A 15,758-nucleotide genomic window follows, 5' to 3' on the forward strand; every position below is an offset into this window, starting at 1 on the left:
ATGAGAGATGCAGAATTGATTTGCGTAAATTGTCCGAAGGGCTGCAGAGTTACTGTGCATCTCGAAGATGATAAAATTATAGAAATTGAAGGGTACAGCTGCAAAGAAGGTCTTAGCTATGCAGAGCAGGAGATAACTCGCCCGATGAGGATTCTGACTTCGACGGTAAGAATCGATGGGGCGGTCAACCGCGTGCTGCCGGTAATTACCGAGAGCGAGATTCCTCTGGACATTTGGCGCGAGGCGATGGGTGAGATTAAAGGACTCAGAGTAACGACTCCTGTGGAGATAGACGACGTAATCGTGAGTGACTTTATGGGTACAGGCGTGAATCTGATTGCGAGTAGGAGTATGAGGTAAGCTTCTGTTGTCCTATCCATACCCAGATGGTATAATTATCCGTAAATACGGGGCAAGCAATCGTGCATGCTCGGGTATTTGAGAAGAGAGATGTTTTATGAAGAAAAATAAAATCGGCAGTATTCTCGTAGCGGTTGCGATAATAGGGATAGTCATCGGAATTATACTGATCTACTTCATCGGTTTCGAAATTATTCCTGGGATACCGCTTGGCGTAAGAATAGTTGTAGCACTTATCTGTGCTGGCTTTATATACGGAGTACTGCACATCTTAATCGAGAGAATCCGCGAGATTCAGAAGGGGGAAGACGATGATCTTAGTAACTACTAACGAAATCGAAGGCAGAAAAGTTCAGACTATCGGACTTGTAAAGGGAAGCACAATTCAGACAGTTAATGCTATCAGAGACTTTGGAGCTGGACTCAAGACTCTTGTCGGCGGAGAACTCGTTAAGTATAACGAGATGATGAACAACGCACGAGCTCTTGCAACTAAGAGAATGGTTGATGAGGCTGAGAGTGTTGGCGCTGACGCTGTTGTTGCAGTTCGTTATGCATCCGCATCCATAATGCAGAGCGCTGCAGAGGTTATGGCATACGGAACAGCTGTTAAGTTCGTTGACTAATCTTAGATGACTTGGATGCAAGCCAAAGTACTATAAATAATTGAATTTTGCCGGGCCAGAGACTCGCTTATTTAAACGAGCGAGTTAGAAGACCCGGTTTTCATTTGTTTTTGATTTATATACACGTTACTTCCTTGCATATATCACCTATGAGGGATATTATTATACCTATGCTTAAGGTTATTAAATGGATATTTAAGTTAATATTGATAGCTGTAGTCATCATCGTGGGAATCAATCTATTTGTTAAGTTCGAAGGAGAGCGAAGTCTCCGCAGCTTAGATCAAATTCGCGGTCAATCGTATGACTGCATCATCGTGCTGGGTGCAGGGGTGTACGGAAATGGTGAGCCTACTAAGATCTTGAAGGATAGGCTTGACCGTGGTATAGAGCTTTATAATGCGGGGGTAGCACCGAAGCTGCTGCTGTCTGGGGATAATGGCAAGACCAATTACGACGAGGTAAAGGTCATGAAGAACTACTGCTTGAAGCACGGTGTCCCAGCAAAGGACATATTCCTCGATCACGCAGGTTTCTCGACGTATGAATCGATGTATCGCGCAAAGGATATATTCGGTGTAAAGTCAGCTGTAGTGGTTACACAGCATTATCACGAGGGGAGATCGCTATATACGGCAAAGCGGCTTGGCATCAAAGCTGTAGGAGTAAGTGCTGCCGAGAAGAAGTATGACGGCGATGAGGCTCGTGCAATCAGGGAGTTTCTATCTAGAGAAAAAGCTTTTGTGCAGTGCCTTGTGAAACCAGAACCGACGTTCCTCGGAGACAAGATTGATATTACAGGCGATGGGCAGGTCAGCTGGTAAATTGATAACCGTTCAAAAATAAATTATGAATTTAGTGAATTTTGCGCTGGAGTAGAAACTCTGGCGCTTTTTATATATGGGAGGAGAAACCCTTATAATGCATACAAGTATTTATATAAGTGCATCATTAATTGTTGACAAAAGAATTTAGCGCAATATAATCGTACATGTAAGGGGAGTCTAAAAAAGGGAATTAGACTAGAAGATTAACGTAGTAACGAGAATGCCACATAAAAATGGCATGTGGATTTCAAAGGGCTTTTCAAAGGTCATAACAGGAGGTAATGGATATGGGATTTTATGATTACTCAGTTCCAGCTATAGACGGAAGCGAAGTATCGATGAAAGATTACGAGGGGAAGGTTGTCCTCGTTGTCAATACAGCAACAGGCTGTGGCTTCACACCTCAGTATGAACCGATTGAAGAGATGTATGAGAAGTATCATGATAAGGGATTTGAAGTGCTAGATATTCCTTGCAACCAGTTTGCGGGACAGGCTCCTGGGACTGATGAAGAGATACATGATTTCTGTACTCTGCAGTACAACACGAAGTTCCCTCAGATGAAGAAGTCTGATGTGAACGGCGAGAACCAGCTAGCACTATATAAATTTCTCAAGGAAGAGAAGGGCTTTGAAGGCTTTGGCAAAGGCCTCAAGGCGACAGGACTTTCGCTAGTGGTTAAGAAGATGGACAAGGATTATAAGAATAATCCTGATATCAAGTGGAACTTCACCAAATTCGTGGTCGACAGAAACGGCGATGTAGTTGAGCGATTTGAGCCCACTGCGAAGATGGAGGAAGTGGAGAAGTGCGTGGCTTCTCTCATTTAAATCAGTTGTTCCAAGCCTACGGGCTGTAACATCCTTAATAATAAATATACTGCAATGGAGAAAGCGTGGCTGAGGCTACGTTTTTTCCTTTGCGGCAATATGATAAATGAAGCTATAAAGTTAAAGATTGTACAACTCTTATGTACTATTTTGCGTTTCTGCACTAGAATGTTTTGCTCTCAAAATGGTATAATAAACCGTAGATTGAATGGATACCCGTTCAGTCGTTTTTATTTATTGGGACAAGAAAAGGGGGAACGATGAGCACAGCTGCTGATATAAAAGAGAATAAGCTGGGGACAGCGCCGATACCGTCACTGATTATAAAATTGTCGGTTCCGCTCATGGTTTCTATGTTTGTGCTAGCGCTTTATAACATAGTGGATAGCATATTTGTCGCTCAGATTAATGAGAATGCTCTTACGGCCATCTCACTATGCTTTCCGATTCAATCCATGATGATTGCATTCGGAGTAGGTACGGCAGTCGGCATGAGTGCACTGATGTCAAGGTACCTCGGGGCAAAGGAGTTCGATAAGGTAAATGCTACGGCACAAAATGGAATATTCCTGAGCTTCGTAACATATGCGATATTCGTAATTATAGGTCTATTTGCAAGACCTTTTATAGAGATGCAGACAAATGATCCTGAGATAATCGAGTATGGCGTAACGTACCTCAGAATCGTATGCTGGCTATCGGTCATGGTGTTCCTGCAGGTTACAATCGAAAGGCTGCTGCAGAGCACAGGCAGGACCATATACATATTTATCACTCAGAGTACCGGCGCTATTATTAATATCATCATGGATCCGATCCTTATCTTTGGATGGTTTGGTGCACCTAAGATGGGAATCGCCGGCGCTGCATATGCCACCGTTTTTGGACAGACCGTTGGTGCGCTGCTAGGGCTTTATTTCAATATTAAGAAGAATAGAGAGGTCAAGCTGACCTTTAAGGGTTTCAGACCTAGCTGGAATACAATAAGAGAAATATATGAAATCGGCGTCCCATCAATCATCATGCAGTCTGTAGGTTCATTAATGGTGTTCGGCCTCAACCAGATACTCGTAAAATTTACAACCACTGCGGTTGCTGCATTTGGAGCGTTCTTCAAGCTTCAGAGCTTCATCTTTATGCCAGTGTTCGGCATGAATAATGGCATAGTTCCGATTATCGCTTACAACTATGGCGCACAGAATCGCAAGAGACTAAATGAAGCCATGAGACTGGCTGCGATTTATGGCATAGTCATTATGACCGTGGGTATGTTCATTTTCTGGGCAATCCCGCATGTACTGCTCGGCTTCTTCGCAGCATCCCCAGAGCTGATGAGGATTGGAACTGTTGAGCTTAGAATTATCTCGCTGGTATTTCCATTTGCAGGGTACTCGATTATGCGAGGAGGAGTATTCCAGGCACTTGGCAAGAGTGTGTACAGCATGTACGTATCAATAGTGAGACAGCTAATCGTGTTACTGCCAGCGGCATACTTCCTATCTAAGCTCGGTAATGTCGACTACGTGTGGTTCTCGTTTGTATTTGCAGAATTCTTTGGACTTAGCATGTCAATCATATATACTAGAAAGATAAAGAAGGATATAATAAGCCAGCTATAGGTGTATTTTGCATCTATCAAATGACCATATATATCTGTAACATATATATCCGTAAGACTTACGAAGTGCAGTAGCTGCACGATAAGGAGCGAATGTGGAAACTCTTAGAGAACAGAACATACATGAAAATAAAAAGGCGCTTCGCGCAAGATGTAGAGAAATCGTAAAGGAGCTCTCACCTGAATATATCGAAGAAGCGAGCAATAAAATTGCTGATCTATTACTGGCAATTGATGCATATAAGAATTCGAATACGATTTTTTGCTACATGTCGATGGGTGGCGAGCCAGTGACGGATGAGATTATAGAGCGAGCTCTCGAGGATGGAAAGCGCGTTGGGATTCCGCTCTGTGTTGGACCGCATGAGATGGTAGTCAAGGAATATAAGAGCGGTGATGAGCTAGCGAGAGGTGCGTTCGGGATCAGAGAGCCACTTGCTGAAGCTACTGAAATTACTGCAGATGAGTTTGATCTAGCAATAGTTCCTTGCGTGGCATGCTCGAAGGACGGACGAAGAATCGGGCATGGCGCTGGTTACTATGATAGATTTCTCAGCGTATCAGGATTTAAAAAGATTGCGCTCTGCTTTGAGAAGCTACTTACAGACGATATTCCGCTAGAAGATACAGATGTGTATATGGATGGGGTTGCGACTGAGGATTCTATCTATGGTACACGATGGCGTGGCTAAACTCGAGACAAATTAATCAAAAGTAAGTTACACCATAGACATGAATATAGATATAAGGGGAAAAATATGAACAAAAATAAAGTTGTACTAACCGGTGATAGACCGACCGGCAGACTGCATATAGGACACTATGTGGGATCACTTAGACAGAGACTTATCCTGCAGGAGGATTCGAGCATCGATAAGATGTTCGTTATGATTGCAGATGCACAGGCGCTGACAGATAATGCAGATAATCCAGAAAAGGTGCGCGAGAGCGTGCTTCAGGTTGCGATGGATTACCTAGCAATCGGCATAGATCCAGCGCGCACAACCATCTTTATCCAGTCACAGATTCCAGCACTTCACGAGATGACTATGTATTATATGAATCTTGTTACAGTAGCTAGAGTTCAGCGTAATCCTACAGTCAAGAATGAGATTAAGATGCGTGGATTTGAGGCAAATCTGCCAGTAGGATTCTTTACATATCCTATCAGCCAGGCATCCGACATAACTGCATTCATGGGCACTATCGTACCAGTTGGCGAGGATCAGGAGCCAATGATCGAGCAGTGCCGCGAGATAGTGCGTAAATTCAATGCTACTTACGGTGAAGTTCTAGTTGAGCCAGAGATTTACCTGCCTGACAACAAGGCGTGCCTCAGACTTCCAGGAACTGATGGTCAAGCTAAGATGAGCAAGTCGCTTGGCAATACCATCTATCTATCGGATAGCGAGCAGGAACTCAAGACTAAGGTTATGAGCATGTACACTGACCCTAACCACATCAAGGTTGAGGATCCTGGTCAGGTTGAGGGTAACACCGTGTTTACATATCTAGATGCGTTTGTACAGCCTGACTCGTTCGAGAAGTATCTACCTGAATATAAGGATTTAGATGAGCTCAAGGATCATTACAGAAGAGGAGGTCTCGGCGATGTTAAGGTTAAGAAGTTCCTTCTCAAGGTGCTAAATGAGTTCCTAGAGCCAATCAGAGAGAGACGCGCTTATTATGAGGAGCACCCCGAGGTTGTTGTCGAGATGCTTCGTAAGGGCACAGAACTAGCTAATTCTGAAGCAGAAAAGACTCTTGATAAGATGAAGAAAGCGATGCAGATCGATTACTTCAATCAGTGGAACGAAGATTACAATCTTAAGTAGGCGAGGCTTACTAGTGAAAGCCTGAAACCAGCCTCTTAGGCAAGGTTAAGTATTTGCCTTGGATCATATATTGCGAGGCTGAAGAATTAAAAATCAGTTTCCAGAGAAATTGGGGAAATATGTGTGGCAGATTCGATGATTCGGGTCTGTCACTTTTATTTCCTGCACTTCTTCATTTTATCTTCACAAAAATGCACATTACCGAGACACATTATTTTCTATTGCATGGTAAAATCTATGTAATGTTATGAAGGGATGTTCTCGAAGTGCTGTGAGCACTGCAAATGTGTGAGATTCAAAGATGATTAAGAACGTTGTAGGCATGTATTTTAGCCCATCGGGCGCGACAGCCAAGATAACCAAGAAGATTACAATTGAATTAACTGATAACATGCGTGATAGCTGCTTAGATGACCTCAGCTATTCTTTTTACGATATGCTGTGCTTAAGTGAGCGCCACGGAATCAATACATCGATTGACTGTACTGACGAGACTATCGTCGTGATGGGACTTCCTGTTATGTCTGGACGCATCCCAGAGATTTGTAAAGAGATGCTGTCTAAGGTAAATGGTAACGGAGCGTACCTGATTGCACTTGTGTCTTATGGAAATAACAGCTACGGTGATGCGCTATATGAGCTGTATACGTATGCGAATGAGAGAGGCTTTAACGTGATAAGTGCAGCAGCATTTATCGCACAGCACTCGATGTTCCCTAAGGTTGCAGAGAGTAGACCAGATGCGAACGATATCAAGAAGATGATTGAGTTCAGCAGAATCAGTGCTAAGAAGCTGAAACGTTTCGTGTGCACAGATATCTCGTCTATGAGAGGAAGACTCGCACCGCTCATGATTCCTGGTTCTATTCCAAAGCGCAAGCCTATGAAATTACCGATTCACCCTACAGCGAATTCTCTATGCATAAGCTGCGGAAAGTGCAAGGAAGTATGCCCAGTTGGGGCAATAAGCACTGATGATCTCAGGAAGTCTGATCCAAAGGAATGCATCTCGTGCACATCTTGCATAAAGGCGTGTCCTCAAGATGCGCGTGGGTTCTACGGTTCGCTCGCTAGGGCGACGAGGATTGCTAGAGAAAAGCTTCATTTTAAGAGAAAAGACCCTGAGTGGTTTATATAGACGGAAGAGGGACCGAGAGTCATGATGATATGTACCCTCATTACTGGACACCCAGTAATGAGGGTATTTTATATGGAAAATTCGTCATAGTTGGTGTGATTACTTGACATAGCAAATATTGCATATTAATATACATGTATACAATCTAGTGCGGCGGTATAAAACATTATAACGAAGCTCGTAGATTAGCGGAGGCTATAGTTAAGGGGACGGGAAACTAAAATTTGCGAGGTATAACAGATGAGTGACATCAAGATCAATAAGAAATCAAACCTACTAGAACAGGATCCTTACAATTACCAGCTTCAAGATGTTGAAGAACCTAACTTGATGCGTGAGTTTTTCGAGTACACCGAGATACCAAAGGTGTCCTTTAACTTTAGAAGAAATCCTCTCGGAATGCCTAAGGAGATATGGATTACCGATACGACATTCCGTGACGGGCAGCAATCTCGCGAACCATATACTGTTGAGCAGATTGTAGATATATATGAGATGATGTCGAGGCTATCAGGGCCTAACGGCAAGATTAGGCAGACGGAGTTTTTCGTATATAGTGATAGAGATAGGCGAGCTATCGAGAAGTGCAGAGAACTGGGGCTTGAATTTCCAGAGATTACGACATGGATTAGAGCTAAGAAAGAAGATTTTAAGCTCGTGCACGACATCGGTGTTAAGGAGACTGGTATACTCGTTAGCTGTTCAGATTACCATATATTTACGAAGCTCGGCATGAATAGAAGGCAGGCGATGGAGCACTACCTATCGGTCATTTCCGATGCGTTTGAAGCTGGGGTTATGCCAAGGTGTCACCTTGAGGACATTACGAGGGCTGACTTCTATGGTTTTGTAGTCCCTTTTGTAAAGGCTATTCAGGACCTTGCAGAGCAGGCTAATATGCCTGTTAGAATTCGTGCATGTGATACGCTTGGATACGGAATTCCTTATGGAGGAGTTGCGATGCCTAGGTCAGTTCCTGGGATAATCTATGGACTTCAGCATTACGCAGGGGTACCGAGTGAGATGATCGAATGGCATGGGCATAACGATTTCTATAAGGCCGTTACTAATGCGGCGACTGCGTGGCTGTACGGAGCAGCGGCGGTAAATACTACGCTATTTGGCATAGGAGAGAGGACTGGAAATGTTCCTCTTGAGGCGATGGTCTTCGAGTATGCGCAGCTGCGCGGCACACTGGACGGGATGGATACGACGGTTATCACTGAACTTGCCGAGTATTATGAGAAGAAAATCGGGTATCATCTACCTGAACAGACCCCTTTCGTCGGCAAGAATTTCAACGTTACTAAGGCTGGAATTCACGCGGATGGGCTGCTTAAGAATGAGGAAATTTACAATATATTTGACACTAAGAAATTCCTCAATAGACCACCTCTCGTTTCAATCAACCAGAACAGCGGTGCGGCTGGAGTAGCTGTTTGGCTCAATGAGAAATATCATCTAGATGGCGATCGCAAGGTAGATAAGCACAGCGAAGTGGTTAGCTATATCAAGAGCTGGATTGATAATCAATATGATAACGGCAGGGTATCTGTTATCGGAGCAGATGAGATTGATGCGCTTGTAAATAAATTCGTAACTGGAGAGTCTGAAGGAAGCTGGTAGGGGGCATAAAATGGGATATACAATAGCTGAGAAAATTATTAAAGCTCACCTGGTTAGTGGTGAGATGAAGGTGGGCGAGGAGATCGGGCTCAGGATTGACCAGACTCTGACTCAGGATGCGACTGGAACAATGGCGTATCTGGAGTTTGAGGCTATGGGAATTCCGCAGGTCAAGACTGAGCGTTCCGTAGCATATATAGATCACAATACTCTGCAGTCTGGATTTGAGAATGCAGATGATCACAAATATATTCAGACCGTGGCTGCAAAGCACGGTGTGTACTTCTCGAGACCTGGCAACGGCATCTGCCACCAGGTTCATTATGAGAGATTTGGCATTCCGGGCAAGACTTTGATTGGATCCGATTCGCACACTCCGAATGGCGGTGGGCTCGGAATGCTGGCGATGGGCGCTGGGGGCATGGATGTAGCTGTTGCCATGGGTGGCGGAGCTTACCACATCCCTATGCCTAGGATGATTTTCGTGGAACTAATCGGAGAGCTCCGCCCTAATGTGAGCGCCAAAGATATCATTTTGGAGGTTCTGCGCATGCTATCTGTAAAGGGAGGCGTTGGCGCTATTGTCGAATACGGCGGCGAGGGTGTAGCGACGCTCAGCGTTCCTGAGCGTGCGACTATCACTAATATGGGCGCTGAGCTCGGAGCTACTACCTCGATTTTTCCTTCTGACGAGGTGACCAGTCAGTTCATGGCAGCGCAGGATAGGGAGGCTGACTGGTCTCCTCTAGCAAGCGATCCAGATGCTGAATATGCTGAGCGTTACTCTATCAATCTGAGCGAGCTTGAGCCTCTAGCAGCTTGCCCAAATAGTCCTGACAATGTAAAGCCTGTGAGAGAGCTCGCAGGAATTAAGGTTGATCAGGTTGCGATAGGCTCATGTACAAATTCTTCATTTGCAGATATGACTAAGACTGCATCGGTTTTAAAGGGACATAAGATTGCAGACAGTGTGAGTCTGGGAATATCGCCAGGATCAAGACAAGTACTCTCCATGATGGCGGAGAGCGGGGCGCTCACAGACATGATCGATGCAGGTGCTAGAATCCTGGAGTGCGCATGTGGACCATGTATAGGAATGGGATTCTCACCAAACTCAAAAGGTGTTAGCCTTAGAACATTTAATAGGAACTTCCTCGGTCGCTCGGGAACTAAGGATGGACAGGTGTATCTGGTAAGCCCGGAGACAGCTGCAGCGTCGGCGCTCACAGGCTATATCACAGATCCAACGACACTCCCTCCGATCGCACAGCCGCAGCAGCCAGATAGATTCCGCATCAATGATGACGGAATCATCGCACCACTGCCAGCAGCAGAAGCCGAGACGGCAGAGGTGCTACGCGGTCCTAATATCAAACCATTCCCAGAGACAAGTCCGCTGGATGACCATATAGAGGCTGCGGTCATTCTCAAGGTTGGTGACAATATCACCACAGATCATATCATGCCAGCAGGTTCAAAGGTTTTACCTTATAGATCTAATATACCTAAGATATCTGAGTTTTGTTTTAGCGTAGTAGATGAGACCTTTGCAGCTAGAGCCAAGGCAGCTAGTAAGGGATTCATAATTGGCGGCTCGAATTACGGACAGGGGTCATCTAGAGAGCATGCTGCGCTTGCACCGCTCTACCTCGGAATAAAGGCGGTTATAGCGAAGAGCTTTGCCAGAATTCATGCGGCAAATCTTGTGAATGCGGGGATCCTGCCGCTAATCTTCGAGAATCCAGATGACTATGATGAGATAGAACAGGGGGATGTGCTCAGACTAGATGGAGTGAGAGCAGCTCTAGAAGATGACAGAATAATTCTGCATGCTGGAGATAAGAATATTCCGCTCCGCATGGAACTTGCAGAGAGACAGAAAGAAGTGCTATTAGCAGGAGGACTTCTTGATTATGCGGCTATGGAAAACTAGATGGAGCAGTGAATGGTACACAACTCAAAGCTAGTTAAGATTAGAAAATCGTACTATTAATACCATAAATAGTGATTTTATAATTTAGGGCAATATTATTGAGGCTGTGCTAGGAAACTTGAATCGTACAGTTTGAAATTGGAGACAAGGAAATGGATAAAAAGATATATAGCTCAGAAATAGAGCGGGATATCAGGAGTGCTGTTGAGAATTTTGAAATCGTGCTACGTGAACAGGTGGCAAGGAATCAGCGCATGCGAGCTGAGAGAGAGGAGAAAGGTGCAGCTAACAAAACTGGTGATCCTGTTCCTAACTCGAATAGAGACAAGGTAATAATCGGAACCGCTGCCGGCGACGGCATCGGCCCGATTATCATGACCGAAGCGGAGAAAGTGCTGGAAGCAGTCCTCCGGGACAGACTTGCAAGCGGCTCCCTAGTCCTAAAGCCAATCGAAGGCTTCACCCTCGAAAACCGCCTCGCCGCAGGCAAGACAGTCCCGGACTCCGTCATGGCAGCGATGAGCGAATGCGATGTCTTACTCAAAGGACCAACAACAACACCGAACGCTGCCATGAATACAGCCAATATCGAGAGTGCTAATGTCTACCTGCGTAAATCATTTGACTTATTTGCCAATGTCAGACCAGTTGCAATTCCGGAAGAAGGAATCGACTGGACATTCTTCCGTGAAAACACGGAAGGAGAATATGCATTAGGCAGCAAGGGTGAATATATCACGGGAGAATTGGCAGTCGATTTTAAGGTGACGACAGACGAGGGCACAGAGAGAATCGCTCGCGCCGCATATGAATACGCGAGAGCTAACGGCAAGAAGCGAGTATCCATAGTGACTAAAGCCAATATCATGAAGAAGACTGACGGCAACTTCCTTAATATCTGCCGTGAGGTCGCTAAGGAATACCCAGAGATTGAGACGGATTCGTGGTTCATCGATATCATGGCAGCTAATCTAGTCAACAAGGATATCAGAAATAACTTCCAAGTTTTTGTACTTCCTAATCTGTATGGTGATATAATTACTGACGAGGCAGCTCAGATTCAGGGCGGAGTCGGAACGGCTGGAAGTGCGAATATCGGCAGGAATTACGCGATATTTGAAGCAATTCACGGCAGTGCTCCACGCATGATTGAGGAAGGGCTGGGCGAATATGCCAATCCGTCAAGCCTTCTGAAGGCAGCGGTGATGATGCTTTCACATGTGGGCTATAGAGATGAATCGAAGCGGCTTGAAGATGCACTAGAAGCAGCTGATAAGGAGCTTGGACCACGAATGACAGGAATGGCAGGCGGCGCAACATGCCGCGAATACACAGAATTAGTCATGTCGAGGTTGTAATGGTACAAAATTTCTGGATTTGTATAAATGCGGTCATACCGCTGATGATTTATCTGATAATCGGTATGCTCGTAAAGCGAGTAGGCCTTATAAATGATGACGAGGTGCACAGATTCAATCGCCTCGTCTTTATTGTGCTCTTCCCACCGATGATGTTCGAGAACCTCTACGGGGCGAAGTTGAGCACAGCTTTGAGCCCAAGACTTATAGTATTTGCACTTGTATTTCTTTTATCCTACATAGCGCTTAGCATACCAGTGGTTCAAAAGCTAGAGAAGAAACCAGAGACACGCGGAGCGATGATACAGGCGATGTATAGAAGCAACTTCGTACTTATGGGGCTTCCAATCGCAATTAATATATGCGGTGCAGGAAATGTATCCAAGACAGCTATACTCGTCACTATAATCGTTCCGACGTACAACGTGTTAGCTGTCATAATATTGGAGTATTACCGTGGTGGTCGTGCTAGCATCTCTAAAATGCTCCGCAAGATCGCAACTAACCCGATAATTCTCGGTGCCGTGGCAGCAGGCATAGCGATATCCCTCAATATAACAGTGCCGAAATCGATAGACAGGGTTGTCTATTCTCTATCTGAATGTACGACTCCGATGGCGATGATACTGCTCGGTGCTTCATTTAATATCAAAAGTGTGAAGTCTGGCAGGCGGAACCTAAGTATATCAATAATTGCCAAGCTAATAGTACTCCCAGCAATTGGACTACCTATAGCGATGCTGCTCGGATTCAGAGATGTAGAGTTCGTATCGCTAATAGTTATGATGGCAGCGCCTTGCTCAGTGTCATCATATACAATGGCAGAGTCTATGGGAAGCGATGGAGAGCTTGCAGGTAATGCAGTAATATTCACAACTGGTTTTTCTATATTAACCATATTCGGGTGGTTATTTCTGTTTAAGAATATGGGAATGTTCTAAAATCAGGATACATAGGTAACAAGCAACATGCGGGGCCTATGTATTAATTTTACATATTATTGAATAAAAAAACGAAAATATGAAATAAAATTCAAAAAGACGTTGACAAAAGGAAGAAGAGAGAGTATATTCATACACAAGAACTACTAAAAATACACATATAAACAGCTTTATGCACATCCGAAAAACTGATGCAATTCTCGGTAGTTAGAAAGGGCGACGATAGTATCAGCACCAACACGGATAAGTGCAAGCCATAAATATGGATGTTAAATTAAAAGTAGCGGAATTTAGAGAAAATATTTAGAGCGAACATTATTTTAAAGAAAGAGGCAGTAAAATGAAAAAGACTATCGGAAAGATTTTGGCACTCATGATGTGCCTAATTATGGCAGGAGCACTTTCTGCATGTGGTGGCAAGGACAAGGTGTACAAGGTTTCGACTGAACCGACCTACCCTCCATTTGATACGACAAATAAGGATGGAGACATTGTGGGATTTGATATGGATCTTATGAAGGCTATTGCGAAGGATCAAGGTTTCAAGGTCGAATTTGAATCTCTCGAGTTCGATGCACTCATCCCTGCGCTCAAGTCTGATAGCACGGATATCGTAATCGCTGGCATGAATGTGACGCCTGAACGTGCTAAGAAGGTGGCTTTCTCAGACCCTTACTATAAGACGGGTATCGTTTTACTTGTAAAGAAAGACAATACAAGCATAACAGGTTGGGATAACTTCACAGCAGGAAGCGGGCTCAAGGTAGCAGCGCAGACAGGTACTTCTCAGGCTGATATAGCAGAGCAGCTCAAGAAGGAAGGCAAAGTATTCAAAACAGTTATCCTAAACCAGAACACAACAGCACTTCAGCAGCTTGGAAATGGTGACGTTGACGCAGTTCTTGTGGACAAGCCTGTTGCTGTAGATATCGTTGCTTCACAGGGTGACAAGTACAAAATAGTAGGTGATATAAAGCCAGACAGCGTTGCTGATGTTGCGATTGCAGTTAAGACCGATAACAAGGAGCTTCTTAAGAAAATTAACAAGGGACTAAAGCATCTCAAGGAAAACGGTACCTACGACAAACTCGCTAAGAAGTGGAAGATTGAGCAGTAAAAAATATATAAACTAGATAATCGATAATATATCAGAATCGAATATATTTATGAGGAAATAGGGAAACAAAAGAGGGGTTCACATAAGTGAATCCCTCTTAGTTTGTAATTTACAAGTTCTCTAGCCGTATATGAACCATATGAATGCATATCCGACTGTAGCCGCCGTCAGCGTAAACGGCACTCCGATTTTCATAAATTCCGCAAAGGTTACAATCTCTCCGTTCTTCCTTAAAATGCCTACCGCCGTTATATTCGCAGATGCCCCGACCGGAGTGAGGTTGCCGCCTAGCGTTGCTCCACAGAGCAGGCCAAGATAGAGCAGAGTAGGATCGACTCCTAGCGTCGCAGTTACACCCTGAAGTACAGGAAGCATAGTCGCAACATATGGGATATTGTCGACAAAAGCCGAAATCAGAATTGATCCCCATACGATAATCGTGTAGAGGAGGAACATGTTGCTTCCGCCAGTCCTCACGATAAGGTCAGACAAATCTTTGATAACGCCTACTTCAGTGAGACCCGCGATTACGATAAATAGTCCGAATAGTAGCAGTAGCGTCTCGATGTCTGCATCCTTTAAGGCGGCAATCGTACGGTCTCCATCGCGCCTTTTTGCATAGTCAAAAATTATTGAAACGACCGCAAAGGTTATACATATAGCACCGTTAGTTATGTCTGGCTTGTTCGGGAAGAACGACACGAATATAAGAGTCGCTACTAGACCTACCAGCATATATGTAGGCACTAGGTTTTTAACTTCTGTATATTCCTCAGCTGAAACAGGCTGCCTATACCTTCTAAATAAAATCATCATAACAGGCACTGTTGCGAGAGCCCCGAGTTCTACGGCAAAGAAGATTCCTGGCTTGCCGTGGAATACGAAGAAGGATGAGAAATCCATCTTTGCATACGAAGCGAGCATCATCGAAGTGGTATCCCCAACGAGTGTAGCTGCACCTTGGAGGTTCGAGGAGACGGCAATCGATAGCGTCATCGGAACTGGTGATACATCGAGCTTGCGGCAGATGGCTAGTCCGACAGGGGCTACCATGAGTACAGTCGCGACATTATCTACAAACGCAGAGATAAATCCAGAGAATAACGACATGAAGATTATGACCATCATCATGTTCTTGGACTTATCGAGGAGTATGTCTGCGAGCTTGTTCGGCATCTTGGAGTCGATAAAGTAGTGCACAAGAATCATCGTGCCAGAAATCATCAGCAAGATATTCCAGTTCACAGACTGAATCGCTGTACTAGCGGACATAACACCAGCTATTAAGAAAACCGCTGCTGAAGTCAGTGCGGCATGTACGCGGAACTTCTGGAAGAAGATCATCACGACGTACATGAGTATAAACATCGTAATTACTAAAATTTTCATAGGTTGAATTCTACCACAAAAGAATATGAAATTGGTGACTGTGAATGAAAATTTATAAATAATATAAAAATGGGTGACTGTGAATGAAAATTTATAAATAATATGAAAAGAGCGATTGTAAATGAAAATTTATAAATAATATAAAAATGGGTGACTGTGA

The 15,758-nt window shown here is 44.3% G+C and carries 15 protein-coding genes; 14 read left to right on the forward strand and 1 reads right to left on the reverse strand.

The window, feature by feature from the left end:
• From C5Q96_RS07800 to C5Q96_RS07865, 14 genes are all read left to right on the forward strand, one after another.
• A complete protein-coding gene (locus C5Q96_RS07800) occupies nt 1-360 on the forward strand; it encodes a DUF1667 domain-containing protein (RefSeq protein ID WP_106057814.1) in 360 nt (119 codons plus the stop codon).
• 97 nt (nt 361-457) lie between these two features.
• Nucleotides 458-691: a hypothetical protein gene (locus C5Q96_RS07805; protein ID WP_106057815.1), complete on the forward strand. Its 234-nt coding sequence runs from the start codon at nt 458-460 to the stop codon at nt 689-691.
• The gene (locus C5Q96_RS07810; RefSeq protein WP_106057816.1) at nt 672-986 is read left to right on the forward strand and encodes a YbjQ family protein; all 315 of its coding nucleotides are present in this window, start codon (nt 672-674) and stop codon (nt 984-986) included. Before C5Q96_RS07805 ends, C5Q96_RS07810 begins: the two co-directional genes overlap by 20 nt.
• A 170-nt stretch (nt 987-1,156) precedes the next feature.
• Nucleotides 1,157-1,810 (forward strand): SanA/YdcF family protein, encoded by a 654-nt coding sequence (locus tag C5Q96_RS07815; protein ID WP_106057817.1) that lies wholly within the window; start codon nt 1,157-1,159, stop codon nt 1,808-1,810.
• A gap of 290 nt (nt 1,811-2,100) precedes the next feature.
• Nucleotides 2,101-2,643, forward strand: coding sequence for a glutathione peroxidase (locus tag C5Q96_RS07820; RefSeq protein ID WP_106057818.1), 543 nt, complete (start codon nt 2,101-2,103; stop codon nt 2,641-2,643).
• 260 nt (nt 2,644-2,903) lie between these two features.
• Nucleotides 2,904-4,262 carry an MATE family efflux transporter gene (locus C5Q96_RS07825; RefSeq protein ID WP_106057819.1) on the forward strand — a complete coding sequence of 453 codons (1,359 nt, stop codon included), beginning with the start codon at nt 2,904-2,906 and terminating at the stop codon, nt 4,260-4,262.
• A gap of 94 nt (nt 4,263-4,356) precedes the next feature.
• The gene (locus C5Q96_RS07830) at nt 4,357-4,953 is read left to right on the forward strand and encodes a 5-formyltetrahydrofolate cyclo-ligase (protein ID WP_106057820.1); all 597 of its coding nucleotides are present in this window, start codon (nt 4,357-4,359) and stop codon (nt 4,951-4,953) included.
• Between the two features lie 66 nt (nt 4,954-5,019).
• A complete protein-coding gene (trpS, locus tag C5Q96_RS07835) occupies nt 5,020-6,096 on the forward strand; it encodes a tryptophan--tRNA ligase (RefSeq protein WP_106057821.1) in 1,077 nt (358 codons plus the stop codon).
• A 301-nt stretch (nt 6,097-6,397) separates the two neighbouring features.
• Complete coding sequence (locus C5Q96_RS07840) at nt 6,398-7,234, forward strand: 4Fe-4S binding protein (protein WP_106057822.1); 837 nt, start codon at nt 6,398-6,400, stop codon at nt 7,232-7,234.
• A gap of 240 nt (nt 7,235-7,474) precedes the next feature.
• Nucleotides 7,475-8,860, forward strand: a complete 1,386-nt coding sequence (locus C5Q96_RS07845) for a beta/alpha barrel domain-containing protein (protein ID WP_106057823.1) — start codon at nt 7,475-7,477, stop codon at nt 8,858-8,860.
• A gap of 10 nt (nt 8,861-8,870) precedes the next feature.
• Nucleotides 8,871-10,793 (forward strand): aconitate hydratase, encoded by a 1,923-nt coding sequence (locus C5Q96_RS07850; protein WP_106057824.1) that lies wholly within the window; start codon nt 8,871-8,873, stop codon nt 10,791-10,793.
• 152 nt (nt 10,794-10,945) lie between these two features.
• Nucleotides 10,946-12,151: an isocitrate/isopropylmalate family dehydrogenase gene (locus C5Q96_RS07855; protein ID WP_106057825.1), complete on the forward strand. Its 1,206-nt coding sequence runs from the start codon at nt 10,946-10,948 to the stop codon at nt 12,149-12,151.
• Nucleotides 12,151-13,092, forward strand: coding sequence for an AEC family transporter (locus tag C5Q96_RS07860; protein ID WP_158696727.1), 942 nt, complete (start codon nt 12,151-12,153; stop codon nt 13,090-13,092). Before C5Q96_RS07855 ends, C5Q96_RS07860 begins: the two co-directional genes overlap by 1 nt.
• A 340-nt stretch (nt 13,093-13,432) precedes the next feature.
• On the forward strand, nt 13,433-14,209 hold the full coding sequence (locus C5Q96_RS07865) for a basic amino acid ABC transporter substrate-binding protein (protein WP_106057827.1): 777 nt from the start codon (nt 13,433-13,435) through the stop codon (nt 14,207-14,209).
• Between the two features lie 120 nt (nt 14,210-14,329).
• Here the strand turns inward: C5Q96_RS07865 and C5Q96_RS07870 are convergent, their stop codons facing one another.
• Nucleotides 14,330-15,598, reverse strand: a complete 1,269-nt coding sequence (locus C5Q96_RS07870) for an ArsB/NhaD family transporter (RefSeq protein ID WP_106057828.1) — start codon at nt 15,596-15,598, stop codon at nt 14,330-14,332.
• Nucleotides 15,599-15,758 lie beyond the last annotated feature (160 nt).

Origin of the sequence: Mogibacterium diversum, assembly GCF_002998925.1 — a bacterium.
Classification (GTDB): domain Bacteria; phylum Bacillota; class Clostridia; order Peptostreptococcales; family Anaerovoracaceae; genus Mogibacterium; species Mogibacterium diversum.